The sequence below is a fragment of the Mesorhizobium sp. WSM4808 genome, assembly GCF_055811675.1.
Map to the genome: position 1 here is coordinate 125,112 of NZ_JBVVQX010000003.1, position 23,189 is coordinate 148,300.

Genomic DNA, 23,189 nt, shown 5'->3' on the forward strand with positions numbered 1-23,189 from the left:
GAGCGCCCGGCGGTCGAACCGCCGCGCAAGCGCATGCTCCTTGGCAATCACATCAAGCGAACGAAATTCTGGTAAAGGCGCCGCTCGCCATCAATCCACCGAAGGTGGATCCATGAGCCGCCGGGAGAAACGACGATGAACGCACGAGAAGAAATCCGCTCCGATGCCGCGGTAGCAGACACGGATTCGGCCAAAGGGATGCCCGACGCGGCTCGCAAATATCAGCCCTATCCGACCGTCGGCCTCACCGACCGGACCTGGCCTTCGAAGGTGATCGACAAGGCGCCGATCTGGTGCTCGGTCGACCTGCGCGACGGCAACCAGGCGCTGATCGATCCGATGGGCCATGAGCGCAAGGCACGCATGTTCGGCCTGCTGCTCGACATGGGCTTCAAGGAGATCGAGATCGGCTTCCCGTCGGCATCGCAGACCGATTTCGACTTTGCCCGCTGGTGCATCGAGGAAGGCAACGTGCCAGCCGATGTCTCGCTGCAGGTGCTGGTGCAGTGCCGGCCGGAGCTGATCACCCGCACCTTCGAGGCGCTGAAGGGCGCCACCAACCCGATCGTCCATTTCTACAATTCGACCAGCGAGCTGCAGCGTCGCGTCGTCTTCGAAAAGGACGTCGGCGGCATCAAGCGCATCGCCACCGACGCCGCCAAGATGATCACCGATATGGCGGCCAAGGCCGGCGGAGGCTTTCGTTTCGAGTATTCGCCGGAAAGCTTTACCGGCACCGAACTCGAAGTGGCGCTGGAGATCTGCAACGCCGTCACCGAGATCGTCAGGCCGACGGCGGACAACAAGCTGATCGTCAACCTGCCCTCGACGGTCGAGATGTCGACACCCAACATCTATGCCGATCGCATCGAGTGGATGTGCCGCAACCTCGACAACCGGGAAAACCTGCTGGTCTCGCTGCATCCGCACAATGACCGCGGCACCGGCATAGCCACCACCGAGCTCGGCCTGATGGCCGGCGCCGACCGCGTCGAAGGCACGCTGTTCGGCAATGGCGAGCGCACCGGCAATGTCGACATCGTCACGCTGGCGCTGAACATGTACACGCAAGGTGTCGATCCCTTGATCGATTGCTCCGACATCAACCGGATGAAGGACGTCTACGAATATTCGAACCAGTTGAAGATCCCCGAGCGCCATCCCTATGTCGGCGAACTCGTCTACACCGCCTTTTCCGGTTCGCACCAGGATGCCATCAACAAGGGCATGAAGGCGCTGAAGAAGGCCAATACGAGCCTGTGGGAAGTGCCCTATCTGCCGATCGACCCGGCCGATGTCGGACGCAGCTACGAAGCCATCATCCGCATCAATTCGCAGTCCGGCAAGGGCGGCATCGCCTATGTGCTGCAGGCCGATTACGGCCTCAACCTGCCGCGCAATCTGCAGATCGAGTTCAGCCAGGAAATCCAGGCGATCACCGATGCCGAGGGCAAGGAAGTGCCGGCCAGGCGCATCTACGAGCGCTTTATCGAGACCTATGTCGACCAGCCCGGCGCGCGGCTGAAATTCCTCGATCACCACACCTATCCCAGCACCGAGATCAAGGGCCGGCGCGTCGTCGAGGCGGTCATCCTCGACGGCGGCAAGGAAGTGACGATTACAGGCACGGGTACCGGCCCGATCGATGGGTTCGTCAATGCGCTGTCGCGCCATGTCGGCGTCGAGATGTCGGTGCTCGACTATTCCGAGCACTCGATGCAGCGCGGCTCGAACGCGTCGGCCATTTCGTATGTCGAGATGGAATATCCCGGCGGCAAGCTGTTCGGCGCCGGCATCAACACCAACATCGTCGCCGCCTCACTGGAGGCGGTGATGTCTGCCGCGAACCGTATCGTCGGTAAAAAAGCCGGCTGACGCCCGACGGGAACAAAGATCGGAACCCACCCAACCTGGTGATCGGTTCCGATCTTTCGGGCCATTAACCACCGCGGAATTATCCGGTGGGTACGTGATCGCATAACGGGGTGTATACTTGTGTGGTGGTGCGGGACCTATATGATCGCGCCTCAACCTGTGCCGAGTTCGAGAGGATCGACACTTGCAGCATGCCACGCCTGCCGCCCCCGCAGTGCGCGAGACACTGGAGCGACTGCTTGCTAGCCAAACGTTCGGCCGATCCGAACGTGCGCGAAAGTTGCTGCGTTATCTTGTCGAACGTGAACAGGCCGGCGAAGCCGACAGGCTCAAGGGCTTTTCCATTGCCATGGATGTTTTCGGCAAGGACGGCGACTTCGATCCGTCCACCGATGCCGTGGTGCGGGTGCAGGCAGGCAGGCTGCGCGAGCTTCTTCAGCATTATTTTGCAAATGAGGGAATCGCTGAGCCGGTCCGCATCGCCATTCCGCGCGGCGGCTATGTTCCAGCCTATGAATTGAACGCGATCCGCCTGCCCGATATTGCCGAGTCTGTTCCCGAACTCAGGCTGGACGGCGCCGCATCCGCCGATCAGTCGAACGAAGCCGGCACGGGCATGCTGGACGCGATGTCTCTGGCTTCCGTACCATCTTCGCCGGCTCCCTCGGTGGCGCGCCATCTCCGCTTTTTCTGGATGGCGATCGCCTTGGTCATCGCCATGCTGGGCGTACTGATCCTTCGGCAGGGCAGCACTGCCTTGCTGGCAGGCGGCGACATCTCGGCAACGCCGGAGATCGCTGGCGCAACCGCAAGCATCACGGCATCGGCAAGGGCTGACGCCCTGCCGCAAGTCTATATCGGACTGAAGGCTGACGGCCCCGACGCCAGCCGTGTCGCCGCATCGCTGCGCGCCGGCCTGAGTGGCTTCGATACGATCGACTTCATCGGCCGCGACACCGTCGGCGATCCGGCCGACGACGCGACGAGCTTCATATTCGACGTCCTATCTGGACCGGACGCGGGCGACATCACCATAGAACTGCAAAGCATGGCGTCCGGACGGGTGCTTCTATCGCGCAATCTCACCCCCGCCGACAGCGCACCTGCAGCGGTCGAAGACCGTATCGCCGATATGCTTAGCTCGGCACTCCCCGCCTCCGGCACCATCTACAACTATATCGAGCAGACCGGCACGCCAAACGGTCTGACGCAATGCCTGCTGCTCAACGGCAAATATTACCTCGACCAGAACGCCAGGACCCATGAGGCAGCCTACCGTTGCCTCGAGAAGCTGGCCAATGGTGGAACCAAGTCCTCGCTCGTCTATTCGGAGCTTGCTTCCCTGCATCTCGAGGCGGTGTCCGATCATTACGCCTATCCGCCCAATGCGACGATTGAGACAGCCGTCGAGTTTGCCCATCGCGGCGTGCAGATGGGTCCGACCAGCCCTTATGCGCATCGCTCCTACGGCTATGTCAGTTCGCGCCTCGGCAATACGGACGAAGCGATCCGCTGGATGCGCAAGGCCTATGAACTCAACCCCTACGATCTCGGCATGGCCGCCGCTTACGGCTACGGGCTGATCTTCGCCGGACGATATGCTGAAGGAACGCCGATCCTCGATCATGCGGTGGAGACCTTCAGCGGGCACCCGACATGGTGGGATTACGGGCTGTTCGTCGGTGAGCTCATGCTCGGCGACATGAACAAGGCAGTCGCAGCCAGCATGGCCCTGAGAACGACGGCAACGAAATCACACTATCTGGCGGCGCGGCTGATCGGCGCCAAGGCTGCCGGACAGGATCATCTGGTGAGCACGCTGCTGAAACAACTGACCACCGAATTCCCCAAATTTGCCGCCGATCCGCGGGCGACTTTCGTCGAGCGGAAATATCCGGCCGACCTGACCGACCGGCTGGTCCAGGCACTCCGCGCTGCCGGGCTCGGCAGCCCAAGCTGACACCATCGACGTCCGCGCACTGGCTGTGCCGCGTCCCGATGGATTTCCTGCGCTCCGATCGCCGATTGCCGATTGGTCGCCAAGTTCTGTACACAACCGTACAAATCGCGAAAATTTTACTGGTCATCACGTTGGACTAGGAGCAATTCAGCCACCATTGGGTGTCGCGCATTCTGCAATAACAAAAAATCAGCTTTCATGACCGCATCACTTTTTGCCGCCGAAGAGGGTGTTGGCTCGAAGGCCATCGTCCTGCTGCACGGTTTCGGCGGCTGCCATGATGTATGGCGCGAGGTGATTTCCGCCCTGACGCCTTCCACGCATACGCTGGCCTATGATCTGCCTGGGCACGGGTTGTCGCTCGATTTTCCCGCTGCCGGTCCGGCCAGGGTGGCAGCCAAGGCCGTGCTCGCCGATCTCTCGGAGCGTCGCCTGAAGCGCGTTCATCTCGTGGGCCACTCGATGGGCGGTGCCGTGGCGGCGCTGATGGCGCTGGCCGAGCCCGAAAAGATAGCCTCGCTGACGCTTCTGGCGCCGGGCGGCCTTGGCCCCGAAATCAATGGACCGCTGTTGCGCCGCTATGCCGAAGCCGCGGATCGGTCCGAGATCCGCTCCTGCCTCGCCGTCATGTCGGGACCTTCAGCCCCGCCGCTCAAACATACGGTGGACACCCTTTGGGAAATGCGCCGGCGACCCGGCCAACTCGAAAAGCTCGTCGAGATCGCAGCCGCCATGACCGTGGACGGTCGGCAAGGCGTCATCCCGCACGATCGCCTCGATGGACTGAACATGCCGGTGATGGTGGCATGGGGAATCAGCGATGCGGTGCTGCCCTTTACCCAGGCGGATGACCTGCCGGCGCATTTTCACGTGCACCACGTGCTGGAGGCCGGCCATATGCTGGCTGAGGAAGCCCCCGACCTTGTTGCCGAGATCATTCGCCGGAACACCAGTCGTCGCGCCAGGCCACACCGCCAGAAATTCGCCGCCGCAGCCAGCTGACCTTTTTCGCGCACGACAACCTTCCTGGACACCCCGGGCCGTCGATCTCGCCAGTGCATTTCGCCGGCGGCTGTGTTAACCCGGTGTTAACCAAACCTACGAGGCAGACGCCGATGAAGGAAGCAGGCGAGAAGACCATCGACCAGTCCAAGAAACTGTCCGATGCCATCCGTGATGTCAAAAATGCCTTCGCCGACCGCGACGACGTCGTCGTCGACATGCGCGAGGCGCATCGCATGCGTCTCGATCTGCTCGCCGCCGAACTGGCACCGGTTTTTGCCGATGTTCCGGCCGATATGGACAATTTCGACTTTGTCGTCTCGTCCGGCTTGCAGCCGCGCCTGTGGATCGACGCCATCAGCCATGTCGCCATGGGGCGCGACCGCCGGACCTATCGCTTCCTCAAGGACACCCGTATCGGCCGGGTGGTGCTTGCCGAATCCACCGAGATGAAGCCGGTTGCCGATTCCGTGACACGCTATGTCGCCGAGCGCATCGTCGAGCGTCAGAGGATGCTGGAAGGCGGCGTCGAACCCGCCGTCGCCGGCCTGAAACGTGCGTATGTGCCGGAAGCCGAACCGCCGCTGCGCGCAACGGAGCGCGGCAAACGCTGGTCGGCCCTTCTGTCCGGGCTTGGCCTGGTCGCTGCCGGCGCACTGGTCGGCCTTGTGGTGTCGGTCGTCCTGTTCTGGGATCGCATCGTGGCCATGGTTGTCAATTTGCGGCCATAGCGGCCTCGGCGCCAAGCTCCACCGTCTGCAGATCGGATGGCGGTATGGACGGCCCGGTCAGGCCGCGCCGCGTCAGCCGGATCCGCCAATTGCCCTTCTCGCCGTCAATGTCGAACAGATTGTACTGCGCCGCCGGGTTCTTGCCGCCCGGCGCCTGGCCGGCGGCGGCGACGCCGACCGCCGGAATCCTGACGCCGCGACCGCCGATGAAGAACAGCGACGGCAGATGTGAATGGCCGTGCAGGACAAGGTCGGCGCCGTGGCGACGAATGATCTTGTTGAAGCGGGCGATGCCGAACAGCCGCTTGTGCTGCGGGACCGCGCCGCGCACCGGCGGATGATGGATCATGATGGCGCGAAACAGCCCCTGTCCGGCGGTATCCCCAAGGATTTTGCCGAGCCGCTTCGCTTGGCCTTCCATGAAGAAACCATTGGCCATGAAGGGTGCCGTGGCGCGCGCCGTCGAGACACCGATCAGCGCGACGTTGCCGCGCACGCGCAGATAGGGAAATGCGTTACGATCGACCGGCGTGTTGACACCGTCGCCGCTCATCCACGCCGCCCAGGATCGGCAGACCTTGTCGAAGGCGCCTGGCACATAGGCGTCGTGGTTGCCCGGAACGACCGAAACATCATGCGCCGGCCCCAGTGTCTCCAGCCAGTGCCTGGCCATCTCGATCTCGCCGTCGAGCGCCAGATTGACCAGGTCGCCGGTGACGGCGAGGTGGTCAGGCGTGTTCGCCTTGATGTCTGCGACGATCGTATCAATGACCGCATCATGCATATGGCGGCGGCGGTTGCGCTGCCAGTTGACATAGCCGAGCACGCGCTTGGAGGCGAGATCGCGATAGGATACATCGGGGAGCGGCCCCAGATGGACATCGGAAATATGCGCGAGCCTGAACATACAACCTTCATAGGCGACGCGCGCGCGGCTTTCCACCCACGGTTTCGCTATCAATGACGAGCCCTGAAGATGCCTTCCGCCAGACCGGCTGGCCAGGTTTGAGGGCTAGGCTGTTCCATCTCTATTTCGTGCTGCGGAGGCCGATGACGCTTGGCGTGCGCGGCCTGATCCACGACAGGGCGTCCAGGTCCGTCTTCCTCATTCGCCATACCTATGTACCGGGCTGGCAGCTTCCCGGCGGCGGCGTCGAAGTCGGCGAGACGATGAACGAGGCACTGGCCCGTGAACTGGCCGAGGAAGGCAACATCGCTCTCACCGCCCCGCCGGTGTTCAAATCGATGCATTTCAACCGCCGCTCCAGCCGCCGCGACCATGTCGGCTTTTATTTGCTCGAGCATTTCAGCCAGACGGCGCCGAAGCTGCCGGACCACGAAATCGCCGAAGCTGGCTTCTTCCCGCTCGACCGCTTGCCGCAGGGCACGACGCCCGCGACGCTGCGCCGGATCGCCGAGGTTTTTGACGGCGAGCAGCCCTCGCCCTACTGGTAGATCAGGCTGCCGCTTTCTCGAAGCGCGCCCGGTCGTGCCATGCGGCATAATCCAGATCCGGTCCGACAGGCACGATCCGCGTCGGATTGATCGTCTGGTGGCTGCCGTAATAGTGCGCCTTGATATGATGCATGTTCACCGTCCCGGCCACACCAGGCACCTGGTAGAGATCACGCAGATAGTTGGACAGGTTCGGGTAGTCGGCGATACGGCGCAGATTGCATTTGAAATGGCCGACATACACCGGATCGAAGCGCACCAGCGTGGTGAACAGCCGCCAGTCGGCTTCGGTGATAGGACCACCGACGAGATAGCGCTGCTTCGACAGCCGCTCCTCCAGCGCATCCAGCGCTGTGAACACTTCACCGAACGCCTCTTCATAAGCGCGTTGCGTGGTGGCGAAGCCGGCGCGATAGACGCCGTTGTTGACCGCGGGATAGACCAGCGCATTGATGCGATCGATCTCGCCGCGCAATGCCTTCGGATAGAAATCGAGGCTGGCGTCGCCCCATTCGTCGAAGGCTGAATTCAGCATGCGGATGATTTCGGAAGACTCGTTGGAGACGATGGTCTGCTCCTTTTTGTCCCACAGCACCGGCACAGTCACCCGGCCCGAATAGGCGGGATCGGCCTTGGCATAGATCTGGTGCAGGAAGTCGAGGTCATAGAGCATGTCGCCCGTGGCGCCGTCCTCAGCCACGAACGTCCAGCCGTTGGCGCCCATGAAATGATGCACCACCGACACCGATATGACGCCTTCCAGCTTCTTCAGCGCGCGAAAGATCAACGTCCGGTGGGCCCACGGACAGGCAAGCGAGACATAGAGGTGATAGCGGCCGGGCTCGGCCTTGAAACCACGCGTCCGGCCTTCGGCAGGCGCCCCGTCAACGGTGACCCAGTCGCGCCATTGCGACTGCGTCCGCACGAACCTGCCACCATTGTCCGCTGTATCGTACCAGCGGTCCTGCCACCTTCCTTCGACCAGCATTCCCATACAAATCTCCTTGCGTCCTGTTGGTTGATGTAGGCGCAAGGCTGCCCTGTCGAAGACGTCAGGTGCTGAACAGACCGTCACTTGGCGGAAATGACGAACAAAACGGCCGATTGCAGCGGCGGGAAATTGATGCTAGCGGACAATCCGCATGTTCGATTTTGCTTCGATCCGGTTTTACCGACGACGAAAGGGCGCCCGCGCTTGATGAAGCGCTGACTGGCGAATGCTGCCGTTTGCAGCAACCTTTCCTCCTTACCGGAACGCAAAGACCATGAGCCTTGCCGACGTGAAATACCTGCCGGAAACCCCGGCGCACGACCCCGAGATCGAAGCCATCAACGACGAAGCCTTCGGGCCCGGCCGCTTTGTGCTGGCCGCCTACAAGATTCGTGAGGCCGGAGGGCACGAGCGTTCGTTGTCCTTTGTCGCCGTCGATGGCGACATCGTCGTCGCCTCGGTGCGCATGACCCGCATCGCCGCCGGTGCCGGTCGCGCGCTAATGCTCGGGCCGCTCGCGGTGCGGCCGGCCTTCAAGAATCTCGGCATCGGCCGCCGGTTGGTGGCGATCGCGCTGGAGGCCGCCGCCAAGGCCGGCGCGCCCGCTGTCATGCTGGTGGGTGACGAACCCTACTACGGGCCGCTCGGTTTCAAGCGGATTCCGCGCGGCCAGATTTCGATGCCGCGCCCCGTCGATCTCGACCGGCTGCTGTCGCACGAGATCGCGCCGGGCGCGGTCGCCAGGCTCTTGGGCGAGGTCTGCCACGCCGATCAGGCCAGGGTAGCCGATCCTGTCGCCGCGATGGCTTGACCTTTCCCGTCGATCTGGCGCCTGATCCGTCCCACTGTTCCTGAGATCAAAGGATGACGTCATGAACCCCAACGGCCAGATCGCGATCGTCACCGGCGGCGGCTCCGGCCTTGGCGAGGCAACGGCGCGCGCGCTGGCCGCCAAGGGCGCCCGCGTCGCCATCTTCGACGTGGGTATTGACCGCGCCGCCAAGGTCGCGGCCGAGATCGGTGGTATTGCCGTCCAGTGCGACGTCAGCAGCGCCGACAGCGGAACCGCTGCGCTCGCCGACGTAGCCGCCAAGCTTGGCGAGCCGCGGATCCTGGTCAACTGCGCCGGCATCGCCATCGGCGTGAAGACGATCGGCAAGGATGGTCCCCACCCCCTTGATCAGTATCGCAAGGTGATCGAGGTCAATCTGATCGGTACGTTCAACATGATCCGCCTCGTCGCCGAGCGCGCGTCGAAGCTCGAGCCGCTGCAGGGCGGCGAGCGCGGCATCATCGTCAACACCGCTTCGGTTGCCGCCTATGATGGCCAGATCGGCCAGGCCGCCTATGCGGCATCCAAGGGCGGCGTCGTCGGCATGACGCTGCCGGTGGCGCGCGACCTTGCCCGTTCCGGCATCCGCGTCTGCACCATCGCGCCCGGCATCTTCAAGACGCCGATGATGGCCGGCATGCCGCAAGAGGTTCAGGATTCGCTGGGCGCCGCCGTGCCTTTCCCGTCGCGCCTGGGCGAACCGTCCGAATATGCCGCTCTCGCCCTGCACATCATCGAGAACCAGATGTTGAACGGCGAGACCATTCGTCTCGATGGCGCCATCCGCATGGCGCCGAAATAGAAGGTCATGAACGCCGGCCTGTCCGCTGCCGCTAAAACCGGTCCGCTGACCGGGCTGAAGGTGATCGAGATGGCCGGACTCGGACCGGTGCCGCTGGCGGGCCTGATGCTGTCGGAGATGGGCGCGCAAGTGTTGCGCATCGAACGGACGGGGACGAGCGAGCTCCTGTCGCTGCCGGATGAGTACAACATCGACCGCCATGGCCGCGCCCTCCTGCGCCTCGACCTGAAGCGCCGTGAAGGCACCGATCTGTTGCTGCGCCTTGCCGAAAAGGCGGACATGTTGCTCGAAGGGTTTCGCCCGGGTGTCATGGAACGGCTCGGCCTCGGCCCGGAAGCGATGCAGGCGCGTAATCCGGCACTGATCTACGGCCGTATGACCGGCTTCGGCCAGGACGGTCCGCTCGCCGGCCGCGCCGGCCACGACATCACCTACCTCGCCTATAGCGGCGTGCTGCACGCCATCGGCCATGCCGACGGCCGTCCCGTCCCGCCGCTCAACCTTGTCGCCGACTATGGCGGTGGCGCCATGATGCTGATTGCCGGCGTGCTGGCCGCCCTGTTCCAACGTTCTCGCACGGGCAAGGGTGACGTCATCGACGCAGCGATGGTCGACGGCGCCTCGATGCTGGCGGTGCCCCTGCACGCCTTGACGGCGGCCGGCTTGTGGAGCGACAAGCGCGGCGCGAACCTGCTCGATTCCGGCGCCCCGTTCTACGACACCTATGAGACGGCGGATGGCGGGCACATCGCCATCGGCTGCCTCGAGCCGCAATTCTTCACCGAATTCGCCAGGCTGCTGCCGCTCGACGAGCGCTTTGCGTCCGGCCAGTACGACAAGGCCCTGTGGCCGCCGATGCGCGCCGCCATTGCCGATCGGATCCGGCAGAAACCACGCGACGACTGGGACCTGCTGTTTGCCCAGACCGATGCCTGCGTGGCCCCCGTCCTGTCGCTGCAAGAGGCGAAGCACCACCCGCACAATCGGGCACGCAACGCCTCTGTGACGACAGGTGCATTTGAGCGCCCGGCCCCCGCGCCGCGTTTCTCGAGCTCGCAACCGACATTGGCCACTATGCCAGGCAATGAGGATTTGTCGCCATCGGCAATTCTGGCACGTTTCGGCTTTGCGAAAGCCGAGATCGACGGCCTTGTCAAATCCGGCTTGCTGACCGATAACGATAACTAGAGAAGAAAGATCAACTTACTGCGGTGCTGCCTTGGACGAGCCGAAAAAGGACGTGATCCGCGAGACGGACGCCGAAGCGATCCGGCTGGCGAAGACGCTTCTGCGCAGCGCCCGCTTTGGCGCCCTGGCGGTGATCGAACCGCAAACCGGCTCGCCGCTGGCCAGCAGGGTCGGCGTGGCCACCGACATCGATGGCGCGCCGCTGATCCTGGTGTCGATGCTTTCGGCGCACACCGGCGCCCTGCTTGCCGATCCGCGCTGTTCCCTGTTGCTCGGCGAACCGGGCAAGGGCGACCCGCTGGCGCACCCGCGCCTGACATTGATCTGCCAGGCGGCGCGGCTTGAGCGCGGATCTGACGAACACGCCCGCGCCGAGCGCCGCTATCTCAATCGCAATCCCAAGGCGAAACTTTACGCCGGTCTCGGCGACTTTTCGATCTTTCGCCTCGATCCGCAACGCGCCAGCCTCAACGGCGGCTTCGGCAAGGCCTATCAGCTCGATCGATCGGATTTGCTCGCCAGCGGACCGATCGTCGAGGAACTCGCGGCGCGCGAACAATCCGCCATCGACCACATGAACGCCGACCATCTCGACGCGATCGCCGTTTACGCACAGCATTTCGCCAAAGTATCCGGAAACGGCTGGCGTGTTGCCGGATTCGATGCCGATGGCATGGACCTGGTTTCGGGCGACGATGTTTGCCGGGTTTTTTACCCACAACCTCTGGCGGCGGCAGGCGAATTGCGGCACGTTCTGGTCGATATGGCCAAGGCCGGCCGAGCCATTGTCGACGCCGGGACGGAGACTTAATTATGCTGGACCAAAAGCAACACTTGAGATTTAAGTGAAATGCTCTACCTTTTGGTGACGCTGAATCGCCAGCGCCGATCGACAAGTGAATTTATGGAATCAGACGCCATTGCCCCCATGGCGTCGGGATGAACAGGAAGCATGGGGGATCGATGGTCTCGACAAAGCTAATCGTGAACGCCGAATCGGCGGCAGAGTTTCTCATGCTGATGGGCAATGAGAAGCGACTGTTGATCATGAGCTACCTCGCCGAAGGTGAGATGTCGGTTGGAGCCATTGCCGAGAAGGTGATGCTCAGCCAATCCGCCCTGTCCCAGCACCTCGCCAAGTTGCGGGCGCTCGACCTAGTCGAGACCCGCCGCGACCGGCAGATGATCTACTACTCCTGCAAATCCGACGCCGTGCGAGAACTGCTTGTCATGCTGGACGGCATTTTCGGCAGCGGCAAGGATGATCTGTCCCAGATGGCGCACCGTTTGCGCCGTGCTGGAACCTGACCACATAGCGCCGATCTCGCCGGCGATTTCAGAGCGACATGCGCCCATCCGGGGCGTACAGAGCTGGCTGATTGTCCCGAATTGTCGCATCGTGCTTTCCAAACAAGGTGAGCGCCGGGAAGCGGTCCGGATTTTCGGGCCGATGCGACGGTCGCGAGGAATGCATGGATCCCATTCGCATCGACGACCCGCAAGATCCGCGCGTCGTTGCCTATCTCGGCATTCGCGAGCGTGACCTCGCCGGCCGGCAAGGCCGCTTCGTCGCCGAAGGCAAGGTGGTGCTCGACCTGCTGCTCTCGACCGGGCGCTTTGCCGCCGAATCGATCCTGGTCCTGGAAAACCGGCTGGCAGGTCTCGACAACATCCTGAGCAAGGCGCCCGCCGACCTCCCGGTCTATGTCGCCACCAGCGCAGTGATGGACGCTATCGCCGGATTTCACATGCATCGCGGCATCCTGGCCATTGGCCGCAAGGGAGAGCCGCAGCCGGCCGAAGACCTGCTCGTTGGCTTGCCGCCTCGGGCGCTGGTCGTAGTGCTCGTCGGCATCGCCAACCATGACAATGTGGGCTCGATCTTCCGCAATGCCGCCGCCTTTGGCGCTGACGCGGTTCTGCTGGATGCGACATGCTGCGACCCGCTCTATCGCAAGGCGATCCGCGTTTCGGTCGGCGCCGCGCTCAAGATCCCCTTCGCATCGTTCTCCGACACCGCCGGCTTCACAACGATGCTCGCCCGACGTGGCTTCGAACAATTCGCGCTGTCGCCACGCGGGAAGACCGACATCCGCGATGCGCAGCGCAGCAAGCGCCTGGCGCTCTATCTCGGCACCGAGGGCGAAGGCTTGCCGGACAACCTGCTTGCAAGCCTGCGCAACGTGCGGATCACCATGGCGGAAGGCTTCGACAGCCTGAATGTCGCCGCGGCTTCAGCCATCGCGCTGCATCATTTTTCGGCTAGAGCAATTCCAGGAAAAGTGTGAAGCGGTTTTCCGTCCAGAATTGCGTCAAAGCAAAGAGTTAGGGCATTTCGCCGTTTCCGTGAAACGGTGAAATGCTCTAAGGAGGCCTGATTCAGCTTGTCGCGTCAGCCTTCTGCAGCGCGCGCACGCGGTCGGCAAGACTGCGGTCACCGTTGCCGGAGCGGGCGTCCGACGGTACCGCCAATGCCTTGGCGATCGGCGAACCAGGCCCCTCGAGCTTCGCCGTCAGATGGACGACCTCCGCCGCCAGCGCGTTCATCTGCTCGCGCAAGGCGGAGCTGCTGTCCGTGGCCTTGGACGCGGCCAGTGCGGTGAGGTCGGCCTTCAGCCGCTTGTTCTCGCGCGCCAGCGCCGTCAGCCTCGCCTCGAGCTGCTCACGGTCACTGTCGAGCTTGGCGATTGCCTTGTCCAAGTCATCACTCCTGGCGACATCGCCGCCCTTGCCGACCAGCCGCAAGGCTGGCGCGCTGTCTTCGGATTTCGATCTTTCGCGCATGCGTGCCAGTTCCTTTTCGCGGCGGTCGAGTTTGTCTTCGCGATCGGCAAGTGTGGCCAGCAGCCGTTCGACCTTCTTGTCGAGTTCGGCGGTCCTTTTCTTCTCGGCTTTCAGGGCCTCCCGCGCGGCCTTGCTTTCGGCCGCGATTTCCTGGCCGCGCCTGTCGGCTTCCTTGCGCTGGCCGCGCAGCATCGCAATGTCACTGGCGAGTTTCTGCATTTCGGACTCTCGCGCCACGAGCTCGATCTGTCGGCTGCTCGAGGAAAAACTGGCGTCGTCATACATGCGCTCCAGCTTTTGCAGCTCAAGTGCACGCTTTTCCAGCTTGCGCTCGGTTTCCTTCAGCCGCTCCGAAAGCTGCTGCAACTCGCCCTCTCGCTGGCGCAGCGCTTCGTTCTTCGCGCCCAGCTCGGTCAGCGCCTGGTTCTTGTCCGTCCGCTCGACCGCCAGGCCCTTCATGGCCTCGCGACCGCGATTGATCTCGACCAGTTGTTCGGCCGTCTTCTCTCGCAACGCCTTGACGCTGATTTCCAGGCGGCGCGTCGTCATGGCGTATTCGGCGCGGATGCGATCCTTGTCCGCCTGGATTTCGGTTTGCGTCAGAGGGATCGAGGATTCGACGCGTTTGCGTGTAAGCGTGACCGCACGACGCCATATGGCCGGAGCCACCATGAGCGCCAGAAAGCCAGCACAGAGAAAGCCGAGGACGAAGAACAGGACCGACTGGACCAAGTGACTACCCGTTGTGGCCGGTAAGCATCAAACCAGATAAACCAAAAGCGCCTAGAGCGCTTTGACTGTGCCACGTTGACATGGCGGAAATCCAGCGTTGCGGCAAGGGTTTGCCGCAACGCCACGAGTTTAATGCATGTCGACCCAAAAGCGGTCCCGGTTTTGGGAAACGACAGCCAAGGACTTCAGCTTAGAACGGATTCCAGGTGGCGCGCTCGGTAAGCTTCAGATAGCCGAGATTGACGCCAAGCCGGGCACCGACACCGGTGCGGATCGGCACCAAAACCACATTGTTGTTCTTCAGCACGTTGAAGCCGACGCCAGCCACCACATAGGCCGAACCGGCGACGCCGCCATAGCGGTTGTAGAGGCTGCCCACATCGTCGAGATTGTAGACCAGCATCATCACCCGCGACCCCTCGCCGCCGAAATCCCAGCCGAGCGATGGGCCTTGCCAGAACACTTTGTGATCGCCGGCATTCTTGGTGTAGAGCGTGCCTTCGCCATAGGTCAGGCCACCGATCAGCGCGCCCGAGCCCTCTTCGCCCAGCAGATAGCCGTTGGGCAGGCCGTAGGAAGCAAAAATCTTCTCGACGACCGTGGCGAGCCCGCCCGATGTCGCGCCGAAGAACTTGTGACCGGAATCGACAATCTCCTGAGCGGTGTATTCCTGGGCCCGCAGGGCTGAAGTCGAGAAGACGAGAACGCCCAGGAGCGTGACCGCCATTGAGAAGACACGGAGAAAGCTCCGGTCGTAGTATCGGGAAAACATGCTTCCAATCTCCGTCAGGGAGCACCTTCGCCGACGCCTCGCACCCCGTACGGCTCTTTTAGCCGGCCGTTAAGGGTAACTGTTAGGGGCAAACTATGCCGTAATCCTTTTTCAACCATTAAGCTCACACATGAACATGGCGGTTCGAAGGCTGTTTGGGGTCGCTCAAGTGGGGCCGGCAGCCTGCGTCAACACGCCATTTGCCACAACCACAATTTGGATTTGTTGCTGCACGCACGGGCGCTGTGTATTCAGAAAGCCCGAGGAGAGAGTGTGTGATTCGTGTGGCAGGCGACGATCGATCGCCCGGCCATGAGTTGTGAGATTTTGCAGGGATTTTTCGCCGATGGCCGATCTGTTCACCCTTTCCGCACCCGATCTGGCAGCGCTTTTGTGCAGCCGGGTCTGCCACGATATCATCTCGCCGGTCGGCGCGATCAACAACGGGCTCGAATTGCTTGATGAAGGCGGCGCCGACGAGGACGCCATGAAGCTGATCCGTCAGAGCGCCCGCAACGCTTCGGCCCGCCTGCAGTTCGCCCGCATCGCCTTTGGTGCCGCCGGCTCGGCCGGCATGTTGATCGATACCGGCGATGCCGAAGCGGTCGCCATCGCCTTCCTCAAGAACGAAAAGCCGGAACTGACCTGGAACGGGCCCCGCGCGTTGCTGCCCAAGAACAAGGTCAAGCTGCTGCTCAACCTGATCCTCGTCGCCAATGCCGCCATTCCGCGCGGCGGCAAGCTTTCCGTGACGCTGGAAAATCTTGAGACCGAACCTCGTTTCGCGCTTGCGTCGGCTGGCCCGATGCTGCGTGTGCCGCCGAAATTCCTCGAACTGCATTCCGGCCACAAGCCGGAGGAACCGATCGACGCGCATTCCGTGCAGCCCTACTACACGCTGCTTCTGGCGCGCGAAGCCGGCATGACGATATCGATCCACGCGACGCCGGAAGAAATCGTGCTTTCTGCGGCCTGATTGCGCAGCCGATAAAGCGAAGTATTTCTACATTGAAATCTGTAATTCCAGCTCATCGACTTGAGATGCGTCTGGTCGTCCAGGCAGCGCCAAAGCATTCGCGAATAAAAGTAGGCACCTGCCTATCTTTGTAAAAATTTTACCTAACGCCTTTTCGGCTTCTTTACCAGATTGGCCTATGGTGCGTCCTGGATGCCCCCGACGCTACCGGACTGCCAGAAGGCAAAGAGGACCCGGAAATGAAACGCTGCATGTTCGTCGACGATTCAAGCGTCATCAGGAAGGTTGCAAAACGCATACTGGGCGGCTCCGAAATGATTGTCATCGAGGCCGCCAGCGGACTTGACGCGCTGGAGATGTGCGCCGCCGATATGCCCGACATCATCGTCGTCGATGGCGCCTTGCCCGACGTACCGGCGGTCGATCTCATCCGTCGCGTCCGCGCCATGGAGAGCCCGATAAGGCCGCAGATCCTGATTTCCCTGGTCGAGCTCGATATTGCTTCGATCATGCGGGCCAAGCGAGCCGGCGCCCAGGGCTATCTCTTGAAGCCGTTCAACCGCCCGCAGCTGCTCGAGCGCTTTCGCACCTTGAAGAGCGCACCTGATTCGGTACCCTTGAGCAATTCCAGAAAAAGTGCGTGACGGTTTCCTGCTCAGCAGCCCAAAACAGACCCTTACCAGCCGTCATGCAAAAACCCGGCCGAAGCCGGGTTTTTTATGGAAAAGATTCGAGCGATTCGTCGCTCAGGCGCTGACGCGAATGTCTTCCGGTTCGCGCAGCACATAGCCGCGCCCCCAGACCGTTTCAATGTAGTTCTGACCGCCCGATGCCGCGTCGAGCTTTTTGCGCAGCTTGCAGATGAAGACGTCGATGATCTTCAACTCAGGCTCGTCCATGCCGCCATAGAGGTGGTTGAGGAACATTTCCTTGGTCAGCGTGGTGCCTTTGCGCAGCGAAAGCAACTCCAGCATCTGGTATTCCTTGCCGGTCAGGTGCACGCGCTGGCCGCCGACTTCGACAGTCTTGGCATCGAGGTTGACCACCAGGTCGCCAGTGGTGATGACCGACTGGGCGTGGCCCTTGGAGCGCCGCACGATGGCATGAATGCGGGCAACCAGCTCATCCTTGTGGAACGGCTTGGTCATGTAGTCGTCCGCGCCGAAGCCGAGGCCGCGCACCTTGTCCTCGATGCCGGCCATGCCGGAGAGGATGAGAATAGGTGTCTTGACCTTGGAAAGGCGAAGCGTTCTCAAGACCTCGTAGCCCGACATATCAGGCAGGTTGAGATCGAGAAGAATGATATCGTAGTCGTAGAGCTTGCCTAGATCGACGCCCTCTTCCCCGAGATCGGTCGTGTAGACGTTGAAACTTTCCGATTTCAGCATCAGTTCGATGCTTTGTGCGGTTGCACTGTCATCTTCTATCAGCAGAACACGCATTTCATTCCCCTTTTCTGCTGCCGGACCATTTCACGACCCGTCCGGACCCGGAGCAGTGGTTGCCTTGTGCAGAGGCTGCCATTGAATGGTTAACAAATCCTAATTTCCCGTCCATGACGGTACCAGATTTTTTAACCTCTTTCTACACCCTCTTGAATCTAATAACGAATCTCAGAACCAAATCCTAATGCAACACATTAAAAACCCGGACTAAGCGACTCCAGGGACTCATCGACGTCGCTTCCGCATCGGTGGCCGGAATTTTTACCCGGCCTTAAGTCCTGACCCGTATGATTAACAATGCCCGTAAACGAATGGTTACCGCCGGCAAAAAACTTTAGGGTTTTGTTTCCCATAGTTCGGGGAAAGGCGGTGGACACGGGTGCGGCCTGGGCGTTTCCAGGTGGTTTGGACGATAAGTGCGGGTGTGCGTTTCCGGGAGTACCGAATCATGAAGTCACGTGAAAACCTCGTTCGGCTGAAACAGTTTCAGGTGAATGAGAAGCGGCGGCAGCTGCTGCAGCTCGACATGATGATCGCCGAGTTCGAACGCATGGCCGTCGAGCTGGAGCTTCAGATCACCGCCGAGGAAAAGAAGGCCGGCATCACAGACATCAACCATTTCGCCTATCCGACCTTCGCCAAGGCGGCTCGCCTGCGCCGCGACAACCTCAGGAATTCCCAAAGCGACCTCGCCCAGCAGCGAAGCGCCGCCGAATCATTACTCGGCGAAGCTGAAGCGGAGCTTTCCAAGGCGGAAATGCTGGAATCGCGCGACACGAAGATCCGCGAAGCCGAAGTCGGTGGCCGCAGCGCCATGATCGGCTAAGACCTGGCGGTTTGCCGCACCAACGCTCGCCATCAGGCTGGCGCATTGTCGCGGCTTGCGGCTCCGGCGGGAAAAATGAACCCGCCCTACGCGGCCCAATCCCCTTCACTCTCGGCAATTGCCCTTGCACGGGCATCCTTGATATCCGGCGCATGCTGCTCCGCCCATGACCTGATCTGGGTAAGCAGCCCCGCCAGGTTCTGGCCGAGCTCGGTCAATTCATATTCGACGCGCGGCGGAATGACCGGGAAAATCTCGCGCCGCACCAGGCCGTCGCGCTCGAGTACCCGCAGCGTCTGCGTCAGCATCTTCGGCGTGATGCCCTCGAGCTTCCGGGCAAGCTCGCCATTGCGCAGCCGGCCTTTGCGTAGCGCGCAAACCACCAGATAGACCCATTTGCTGGCCAGCATCTCCAGCACGGTGTGCGAAGGGCACGTTCGCCGGAACGCGTCATAGCCGAAACCGCAATCATCTTCACTATCCATGAGGTGCGTATATATCAGGAAGGTACATACTGGACAAGGGGATATTACTATCCAAATGATAGTGGCACCAACCAAGCAGGAGACATCTCAATGCGTGCCGTTATCCAGAATTCCGTCGGCGGACCCGACGTCCTTGTCATCGCCGATCAGCCGGATCCCACGCCAGAGGCCGGCGAAGTGCTGGTCCGCGTCAAGGCCGCAGGCATCAATCCGGTCGACGGCGCCGTCCGTGCCGGCTACTACCCCTTGCTCGGCGAGCCGCCTTACATCCTGGGTTGGGATATCTCGGGAACTGTCGAAGCACTCGGCGCCGGCGTCACCGGCTTCAAGATCGGCGACGAGGTGTTCGGCATGCCGCGCTTCCCCAAGCAGGCGGCGGCCTATGCCGAGCTGGCTGCCGTGCCTGCCGATCAAATCGCACTGAAGCCGAAGAGCGCGGACCACCTCAAGGCAGGCGCCTTGCCGCTGGCCGGCCTCACCGCCTGGCAAGGGCTTGTTCGCCACGGCGGGCTGAAATCGGGGCAGCGCATATTGGTGCATGCAGGAGCCGGCGGCGTCGGTCATCTGGCGGTGCAGATCGCCAAGGCGCGCGGCGCCTACGTTGTCGCCACGGTCAGCCCGGGCAAGCTCGATTTCGTCCGCGAACTCGGCGCCGACGAGGTCATCGACTACACCAGGGGCGATTTCACCGATCAGGTTCGCGACATCGATCTGGTGCTGGATCCAATGGGCGGCGACCACGCCCAACGCTCGCTGAAGGTGCTCAGGCGTGGCGGCGTTTTGGTGTCATTGCTCGATGTCGGCGACAACACCAGGACCCAGGCCGGCGCGCGAGACATTCGGGTCGAGCGTATGTCCGTCGTTCCCGACAGGGAGGGCCTGGTGGAACTGGCTCGGTTGATCGATGCCAACAAGCTCGCCGTCCATGTGGCGAAGAGCTTCCCGCTGGACCAGGCGGGGGCCGCTCACGCCTTCCTCGCCACCAAGCCGATCGGCAAGGTTGTGCTATCGCTCTGAGCGGGAACGGTGAAAACAGAAGGGCGCGGGGTTAGCCGCGCCCCTCGTCTAAATTCGCAATGGTCAGTGCCGGTATTGCTGGATGCGTGTCGTGCGCAGCCCGGCAAGGCCATATTCGTCGATCGACGCCTGCCAGGACAGGAATTCCTCGGTGGTGAGCTTGTAGCGTTGGCATGCCTCGTCCAGGCTCAAAAGCCCGCCGCGCACGGCCGCAACCACTTCCGCCTTACGCCGGATAACCCAACGACGTGTATTGGTCGGCGGCAGATCGGCAATCGTAAGAGGGCTGCCGTCAGGCCCGATAACATATTTGACTCTCGGTCTAACCAGATCGGTCATCGTACTCTCTACAAAAAACTCAAAGACCCAATCCCCGCCACGTTACCGCCACAGCTTTAAAAATTGCCTAAGCAGACCCTAATGACTAGGTAAGGATCATGAACGCCGCGTTAGTCTTTTCGCCGGCATTTGAAACATCTGCCCGCAAACGCTGATTTGCCGGGGAAAATGCATCCCCTGGCGGAGATCGGCCGCAACCGGTGAATCGCCCTGCACGCTGGCGCGCCGGTAAAGCTTGACCTATATTCTCGACATTGGCATTGAGGCGCCGCGCAGAACGAAAGCATCATGAACAGTCTCGATCTTCCCGGACGTCCCGAAAACACCCGCATCGTCGTCGCCATGTCGGGCGGCGTCGATTCCTCTGTCGTCGCAGGCCTGCTGAAACGCGAGGGCTACGACGTCGTCGGCGTCACCTTGCAGCTCTACGACCACGGCGCGGCGACGCACCGGGCCGGCTCATGCTGCGCCGGGCAGGACATCGACGATGCCCGCCGTGTCTCCGAGACGCTCGGCATCCCCCATTATGTGCTCGACTACGAGGAACGCTTCCGCAAGGCGGTCATCGATCCCTTCGCCGAGAGCTATGTCGCCGGCGAGACGCCGATCCCGTGCGTTTCCTGCAACCAGACGGTGAAATTCGCCGACCTGCTAGCCACCGCCAAGGAGCTCGGCGCCGACGCGCTGGCCACCGGCCACTACATCCGTTCCGGCGCCAACGGCGCCCACCGCGCACTCTACAGGCCGGTCGACGCCGACCGTGACCAGAGTTATTTCCTGTTCGCCACCACGCAGGCACAGATCGATTATCTGCGCTTTCCCCTCGGCGGCCTGTCGAAGCCTCAGGTTCGCGCCATTGCCGAGGAGATGGGGCTGGCGGTTGCCGCCAAGCAGGACAGCCAGGACATCTGCTTCGTGCCGCAGGGCAAGTATTCCGACATCATCGCCAAGCTGAAGCCAACTGCGGCCAATCCGGGCGACATCGTCCACATCGACGGCCGCGTGCTCGGCCGCCATGAGGGTATCCTGCGCTACACGATCGGCCAGCGCCGCGGCATCGGCATCGCTTCCGGCGAGCCGCTTTACGTCGTCCACCTCGATGCCGACCGCGCTCGCGTCGTGGTTGGCCCGCGCGAGGCGCTGGAGACGCACAAGATCTATCTGCGCAATATGAACTGGCTGGGCGACGGACCGCTCACAGACGTCCCTGCAGGCGGCCTGGAGCTGTTCGCCAAGGTCCGCTCGACGCGGCCGCCGCGCCCGGCCGTGCTGCATCATCGTGCCGGTGCCACATGGGTGGAACTGGTCGACGGCGAATCCGGCATCGCGCCGGGCCAGGCCTGCGTGCTCTACTCCGATGACGGCAACGAAGCTCGCGTGTTCGGCGGCGGCTTCATCGAGCGTTCGGAGCGTGGCGCCGAGGCCGAGGCCATGCTGACCCGGCTTGCCGCCCGGCCGGCCCAGATTCCCGCGGAATAAGATTCCCGCCGAATAATCCGCGCTCAGGAATTGGACTTGGTGTGGGTGACCGTGCCGGCGGTCAGGATGCGCAGCACCCTGATGGCTTCCTCGCCGCTGGTACGCGGTTCGGCACGCGTCTCGATGCACTGGATGAAATGCTCCAGCTCGCGTGTCAGCGGCATGCCCTGGGCAACCGCGACATAGGAGGGCTCATTGGTGGTGAAGGCCCATTGGCCGCTGTCCTGCCACACCGCGTGACGGTAGACGGCAAGCTTGCGTTCCCATGGCTCGACGTCGTCGAACACCGCCATCGCCTTGGTGCCGACCACGGTCAGCCGCCGCTCGCGATAGGGATTGAGACGCGAGGTGAAGAGATGGCTGCGCAGGCCGTTGGGGAAGCGCATGTGCAGATGCGCGAAGTCGCTGAGACTGTCGAGCAGAGCGGCCCCCTCGCCGCGCACCTCGATCGGCTCCGTGCCGGTGATCGCCAGGATCATCGACAGATCGTGCGGCGCCAGGTCCCACAGCGCGTCGTTCTCTGTGTGGAACTTGCCGAGGCCGAGCCGATGCGAGTGGATGTAGCGGACTTCGCCGAGTTCGCCCTTGTCGATCAGCCCTTTCAGCGTCTCGAAGGCGGGGTGGAACCGCAGGACATGGCCGACCATGAAGACGCGGCCATTGTCCTTGGCCGCCTGCACCGCACGCTCGGCGTCGGCAACCGTCAGCGCGATCGGCTTTTCCACCAGCACGTCCTTGCCGGCCGTGACGGCACGCACGGCAAGGTCGGCATGGAATTGCGGCGGCAGCGCCATGACGATGGCGTCGATATCGTCACGCACGAACAACTGGTCCGGCTCGATCGCCAGGCAGTCCTGCTCGCTGGCGAAGCCTTCTGCGCGGGCCCGGTTGGTGTCGGAGACCGCGTACAGCGCGCCGAGCGCCTTGAGAGTGCGGATGTGGTTGCTGCCCCAGTATCCGCAACCGAGGACTGCTATGCGCGGCTTCATCTGTTTCAAACTCTAAAAACTCGTGGCCGAGACATAGCGACGTGCCCCTTCGAACTCAACCCCGGCGGCGGCAACCAAATGTCCGCGCGGCAAAGCTTTTCGATAATGACGATAAGCCGGCAAGCCGGTTGCTTCGAAGCTTGACAGGCTCACCCTCCCAACCTTATATCCGCGCGACCTTGGCGAACGCCCCCGACATGCCTTTCGATTTGAGGCGGATTTCGGGCCTTTCGCCGCCCTGGCGGGGTAGCTCAGTTGGTTAGAGCACGGGAATCATAATCCTGGGGTCGGGGGTTCAAGTCCCTCTCCCGCTACCAGCCCTCTTAAAGACGGCAAAAAGATCAATAAAATCGATGGGGCCTATGCCGGTGCGTCCGAATGCATCCTTGATGTGGAGTCATTTGCGATGGTGAAGGATGGCGCCGGCACGCTGACCCTTTCAGGCACGTCGCTGCTGGACTGGACCGTCGACCAAGGCGGCATCATCTCGGCGGCCGAGCGCTAGGCGG

The 23,189-nt window shown here is 62.2% G+C and carries 26 protein-coding genes and 1 tRNA gene; 18 read left to right on the forward strand and 9 right to left on the reverse strand.

The window, feature by feature from the left end; translation table 11 throughout:
* Positions 1 to 135 precede the first annotated feature (135 nt).
* The 4 genes from leuA (at position 136) to AC0L2U_RS05935 (ending at position 5,568) form a co-directional block, all read left to right on the forward strand.
* Positions 136 to 1,875, forward strand: a complete 1,740-nt coding sequence (leuA, locus tag AC0L2U_RS05920; protein ID WP_128287680.1) for a 2-isopropylmalate synthase — start codon at positions 136 to 138, stop codon at positions 1,873 to 1,875.
* Between the two features lie 184 nt (positions 1,876 to 2,059).
* Positions 2,060 to 3,835, forward strand: a complete 1,776-nt coding sequence (locus tag AC0L2U_RS05925) for a tetratricopeptide repeat protein (RefSeq protein WP_128287679.1) — start codon at positions 2,060 to 2,062, stop codon at positions 3,833 to 3,835.
* 198 nt (positions 3,836 to 4,033) lie between these two features.
* Positions 4,034 to 4,837, forward strand: a complete 804-nt coding sequence (locus AC0L2U_RS05930) for an alpha/beta fold hydrolase (protein WP_128287689.1) — start codon at positions 4,034 to 4,036, stop codon at positions 4,835 to 4,837.
* 113 nt (positions 4,838 to 4,950) lie between these two features.
* Entirely contained in the window at positions 4,951 to 5,568 is a 618-nt protein-coding gene (locus AC0L2U_RS05935) for a hypothetical protein (protein ID WP_127267380.1), read from the forward strand.
* Here AC0L2U_RS05935 and AC0L2U_RS05940 read toward each other — a convergent pair.
* The gene (locus AC0L2U_RS05940) at positions 5,552 to 6,475 is read right to left on the reverse strand and encodes a metallophosphoesterase family protein (RefSeq protein WP_292458860.1); all 924 of its coding nucleotides are present in this window, start codon (positions 6,473 to 6,475) and stop codon (positions 5,552 to 5,554) included. The genes AC0L2U_RS05935 and AC0L2U_RS05940 overlap by 17 nt on opposite strands.
* 53 nt (positions 6,476 to 6,528) lie before the next feature.
* Between AC0L2U_RS05940 and AC0L2U_RS05945 the strand changes: the two genes are divergently transcribed.
* A complete protein-coding gene (locus AC0L2U_RS05945) occupies positions 6,529 to 7,023 on the forward strand; it encodes an NUDIX domain-containing protein (RefSeq protein ID WP_128287677.1) in 495 nt (164 codons plus the stop codon).
* Between the two features lies 1 nt (position 7,024).
* On the opposite strand, the gene AC0L2U_RS05950 is transcribed toward AC0L2U_RS05945, so the two are convergent.
* The gene (locus AC0L2U_RS05950) at positions 7,025 to 8,017 is read right to left on the reverse strand and encodes a glutathione S-transferase family protein (protein WP_128287676.1); all 993 of its coding nucleotides are present in this window, start codon (positions 8,015 to 8,017) and stop codon (positions 7,025 to 7,027) included.
* A gap of 77 nt (positions 8,018 to 8,094) precedes the next feature.
* Positions 8,095 to 8,259: a hypothetical protein gene (locus AC0L2U_RS05955; protein WP_164748917.1), complete on the reverse strand. Its 165-nt coding sequence runs from the start codon at positions 8,257 to 8,259 to the stop codon at positions 8,095 to 8,097.
* Positions 8,260 to 8,288: 29 nt separating this feature from the next.
* Between AC0L2U_RS05955 and AC0L2U_RS05960 the strand changes: the two genes are divergently transcribed.
* From AC0L2U_RS05960 to AC0L2U_RS05985, 6 genes are all read left to right on the forward strand, one after another.
* Positions 8,289 to 8,825, forward strand: a complete 537-nt coding sequence (locus AC0L2U_RS05960; protein WP_127317843.1) for a GNAT family N-acetyltransferase — start codon at positions 8,289 to 8,291, stop codon at positions 8,823 to 8,825.
* Positions 8,826 to 8,886: 61 nt separating this feature from the next.
* A complete protein-coding gene (locus tag AC0L2U_RS05965; RefSeq protein ID WP_127267375.1) occupies positions 8,887 to 9,648 on the forward strand; it encodes a 3-hydroxyacyl-CoA dehydrogenase in 762 nt (253 codons plus the stop codon).
* Positions 9,649 to 9,654: 6 nt separating this feature from the next.
* Complete coding sequence (locus AC0L2U_RS05970) at positions 9,655 to 10,836, forward strand: CaiB/BaiF CoA transferase family protein (RefSeq protein WP_473601556.1); 1,182 nt, start codon at positions 9,655 to 9,657, stop codon at positions 10,834 to 10,836.
* A 31-nt stretch (positions 10,837 to 10,867) separates the two neighbouring features.
* Positions 10,868 to 11,647, forward strand: a complete 780-nt coding sequence (locus AC0L2U_RS05975; protein ID WP_473601557.1) for a HugZ family pyridoxamine 5'-phosphate oxidase — start codon at positions 10,868 to 10,870, stop codon at positions 11,645 to 11,647.
* Between the two features lie 152 nt (positions 11,648 to 11,799).
* Complete coding sequence (locus tag AC0L2U_RS05980; RefSeq protein ID WP_023809905.1) at positions 11,800 to 12,144, forward strand: ArsR/SmtB family transcription factor; 345 nt, start codon at positions 11,800 to 11,802, stop codon at positions 12,142 to 12,144.
* Between the two features lie 164 nt (positions 12,145 to 12,308).
* Entirely contained in the window at positions 12,309 to 13,124 is an 816-nt protein-coding gene (locus tag AC0L2U_RS05985) for a TrmH family RNA methyltransferase (RefSeq protein ID WP_473601558.1), read from the forward strand.
* 91 nt (positions 13,125 to 13,215) lie between these two features.
* On the opposite strand, the gene AC0L2U_RS05990 is transcribed toward AC0L2U_RS05985, so the two are convergent.
* Both AC0L2U_RS05990 and AC0L2U_RS05995 read right to left on the reverse strand, forming a co-directional pair.
* Positions 13,216 to 14,352, reverse strand: a complete 1,137-nt coding sequence (locus tag AC0L2U_RS05990; RefSeq protein ID WP_473601559.1) for a coiled-coil domain-containing protein — start codon at positions 14,350 to 14,352, stop codon at positions 13,216 to 13,218.
* A 190-nt stretch (positions 14,353 to 14,542) separates the two neighbouring features.
* The gene (locus AC0L2U_RS05995; RefSeq protein WP_236382921.1) at positions 14,543 to 15,079 is read right to left on the reverse strand and encodes a DUF1134 domain-containing protein; all 537 of its coding nucleotides are present in this window, start codon (positions 15,077 to 15,079) and stop codon (positions 14,543 to 14,545) included.
* 391 nt (positions 15,080 to 15,470) lie between these two features.
* Here AC0L2U_RS05995 and chpT point away from each other — a divergent pair, with 391 nt between their 5' ends.
* Together chpT and AC0L2U_RS06005 are read left to right on the forward strand one after the other, a co-directional pair.
* Positions 15,471 to 16,100 (forward strand): histidine phosphotransferase ChpT, encoded by a 630-nt coding sequence (gene chpT / locus AC0L2U_RS06000; protein WP_024504504.1) that lies wholly within the window; start codon positions 15,471 to 15,473, stop codon positions 16,098 to 16,100.
* Positions 16,101 to 16,339: 239 nt separating this feature from the next.
* Entirely contained in the window at positions 16,340 to 16,744 is a 405-nt protein-coding gene (locus AC0L2U_RS06005) for a response regulator (RefSeq protein WP_127268016.1), read from the forward strand.
* 102 nt (positions 16,745 to 16,846) lie between these two features.
* Here the strand turns inward: AC0L2U_RS06005 and ctrA are convergent, their stop codons facing one another.
* Entirely contained in the window at positions 16,847 to 17,542 is a 696-nt protein-coding gene (gene ctrA, locus AC0L2U_RS06010; RefSeq protein WP_006203583.1) for a response regulator transcription factor CtrA, read from the reverse strand.
* Between the two features lie 451 nt (positions 17,543 to 17,993).
* On the opposite strand from ctrA, the gene AC0L2U_RS06015 reads away from it, so the two are divergent.
* Positions 17,994 to 18,371 (forward strand): flagellar export protein FliJ, encoded by a 378-nt coding sequence (locus AC0L2U_RS06015; RefSeq protein ID WP_013529907.1) that lies wholly within the window; start codon positions 17,994 to 17,996, stop codon positions 18,369 to 18,371.
* 86 nt (positions 18,372 to 18,457) lie between these two features.
* On the opposite strand, the gene AC0L2U_RS06020 is transcribed toward AC0L2U_RS06015, so the two are convergent.
* The gene (locus tag AC0L2U_RS06020) at positions 18,458 to 18,856 is read right to left on the reverse strand and encodes a winged helix-turn-helix transcriptional regulator (RefSeq protein WP_023809911.1); all 399 of its coding nucleotides are present in this window, start codon (positions 18,854 to 18,856) and stop codon (positions 18,458 to 18,460) included.
* 90 nt (positions 18,857 to 18,946) lie between these two features.
* On the opposite strand from AC0L2U_RS06020, the gene AC0L2U_RS06025 reads away from it, so the two are divergent.
* Positions 18,947 to 19,873 (forward strand): NADP-dependent oxidoreductase, encoded by a 927-nt coding sequence (locus AC0L2U_RS06025; protein WP_473601560.1) that lies wholly within the window; start codon positions 18,947 to 18,949, stop codon positions 19,871 to 19,873.
* A 63-nt stretch (positions 19,874 to 19,936) separates the two neighbouring features.
* Here AC0L2U_RS06025 and sciP read toward each other — a convergent pair whose 3' ends face one another.
* The gene (gene sciP / locus AC0L2U_RS06030; RefSeq protein ID WP_013529904.1) at positions 19,937 to 20,212 is read right to left on the reverse strand and encodes a CtrA inhibitor SciP; all 276 of its coding nucleotides are present in this window, start codon (positions 20,210 to 20,212) and stop codon (positions 19,937 to 19,939) included.
* Between the two features lie 288 nt (positions 20,213 to 20,500).
* On the opposite strand from sciP, the gene mnmA reads away from it, so the two are divergent.
* A complete protein-coding gene (gene mnmA / locus AC0L2U_RS06035) occupies positions 20,501 to 21,691 on the forward strand; it encodes a tRNA 2-thiouridine(34) synthase MnmA (RefSeq protein WP_127317831.1) in 1,191 nt (396 codons plus the stop codon).
* Between the two features lie 23 nt (positions 21,692 to 21,714).
* Here the strand turns inward: mnmA and AC0L2U_RS06040 are convergent, their stop codons facing one another.
* Positions 21,715 to 22,680 carry a Gfo/Idh/MocA family protein gene (locus AC0L2U_RS06040; protein ID WP_128308639.1) on the reverse strand — a complete coding sequence of 322 codons (966 nt, stop codon included), beginning with the start codon at positions 22,678 to 22,680 and terminating at the stop codon, positions 21,715 to 21,717.
* 240 nt (positions 22,681 to 22,920) lie between these two features.
* Between AC0L2U_RS06040 and AC0L2U_RS06045 the strand changes: the two genes are divergently transcribed.
* Both AC0L2U_RS06045 and AC0L2U_RS06050 read left to right on the forward strand, forming a co-directional pair.
* Positions 22,921 to 22,997 (forward strand) — tRNA-Met (locus AC0L2U_RS06045).
* 89 nt (positions 22,998 to 23,086) lie between these two features.
* A complete protein-coding gene (locus AC0L2U_RS06050; RefSeq protein ID WP_256747449.1) occupies positions 23,087 to 23,185 on the forward strand; it encodes a hypothetical protein in 99 nt (32 codons plus the stop codon).
* Positions 23,186 to 23,189 lie beyond the last annotated feature (4 nt).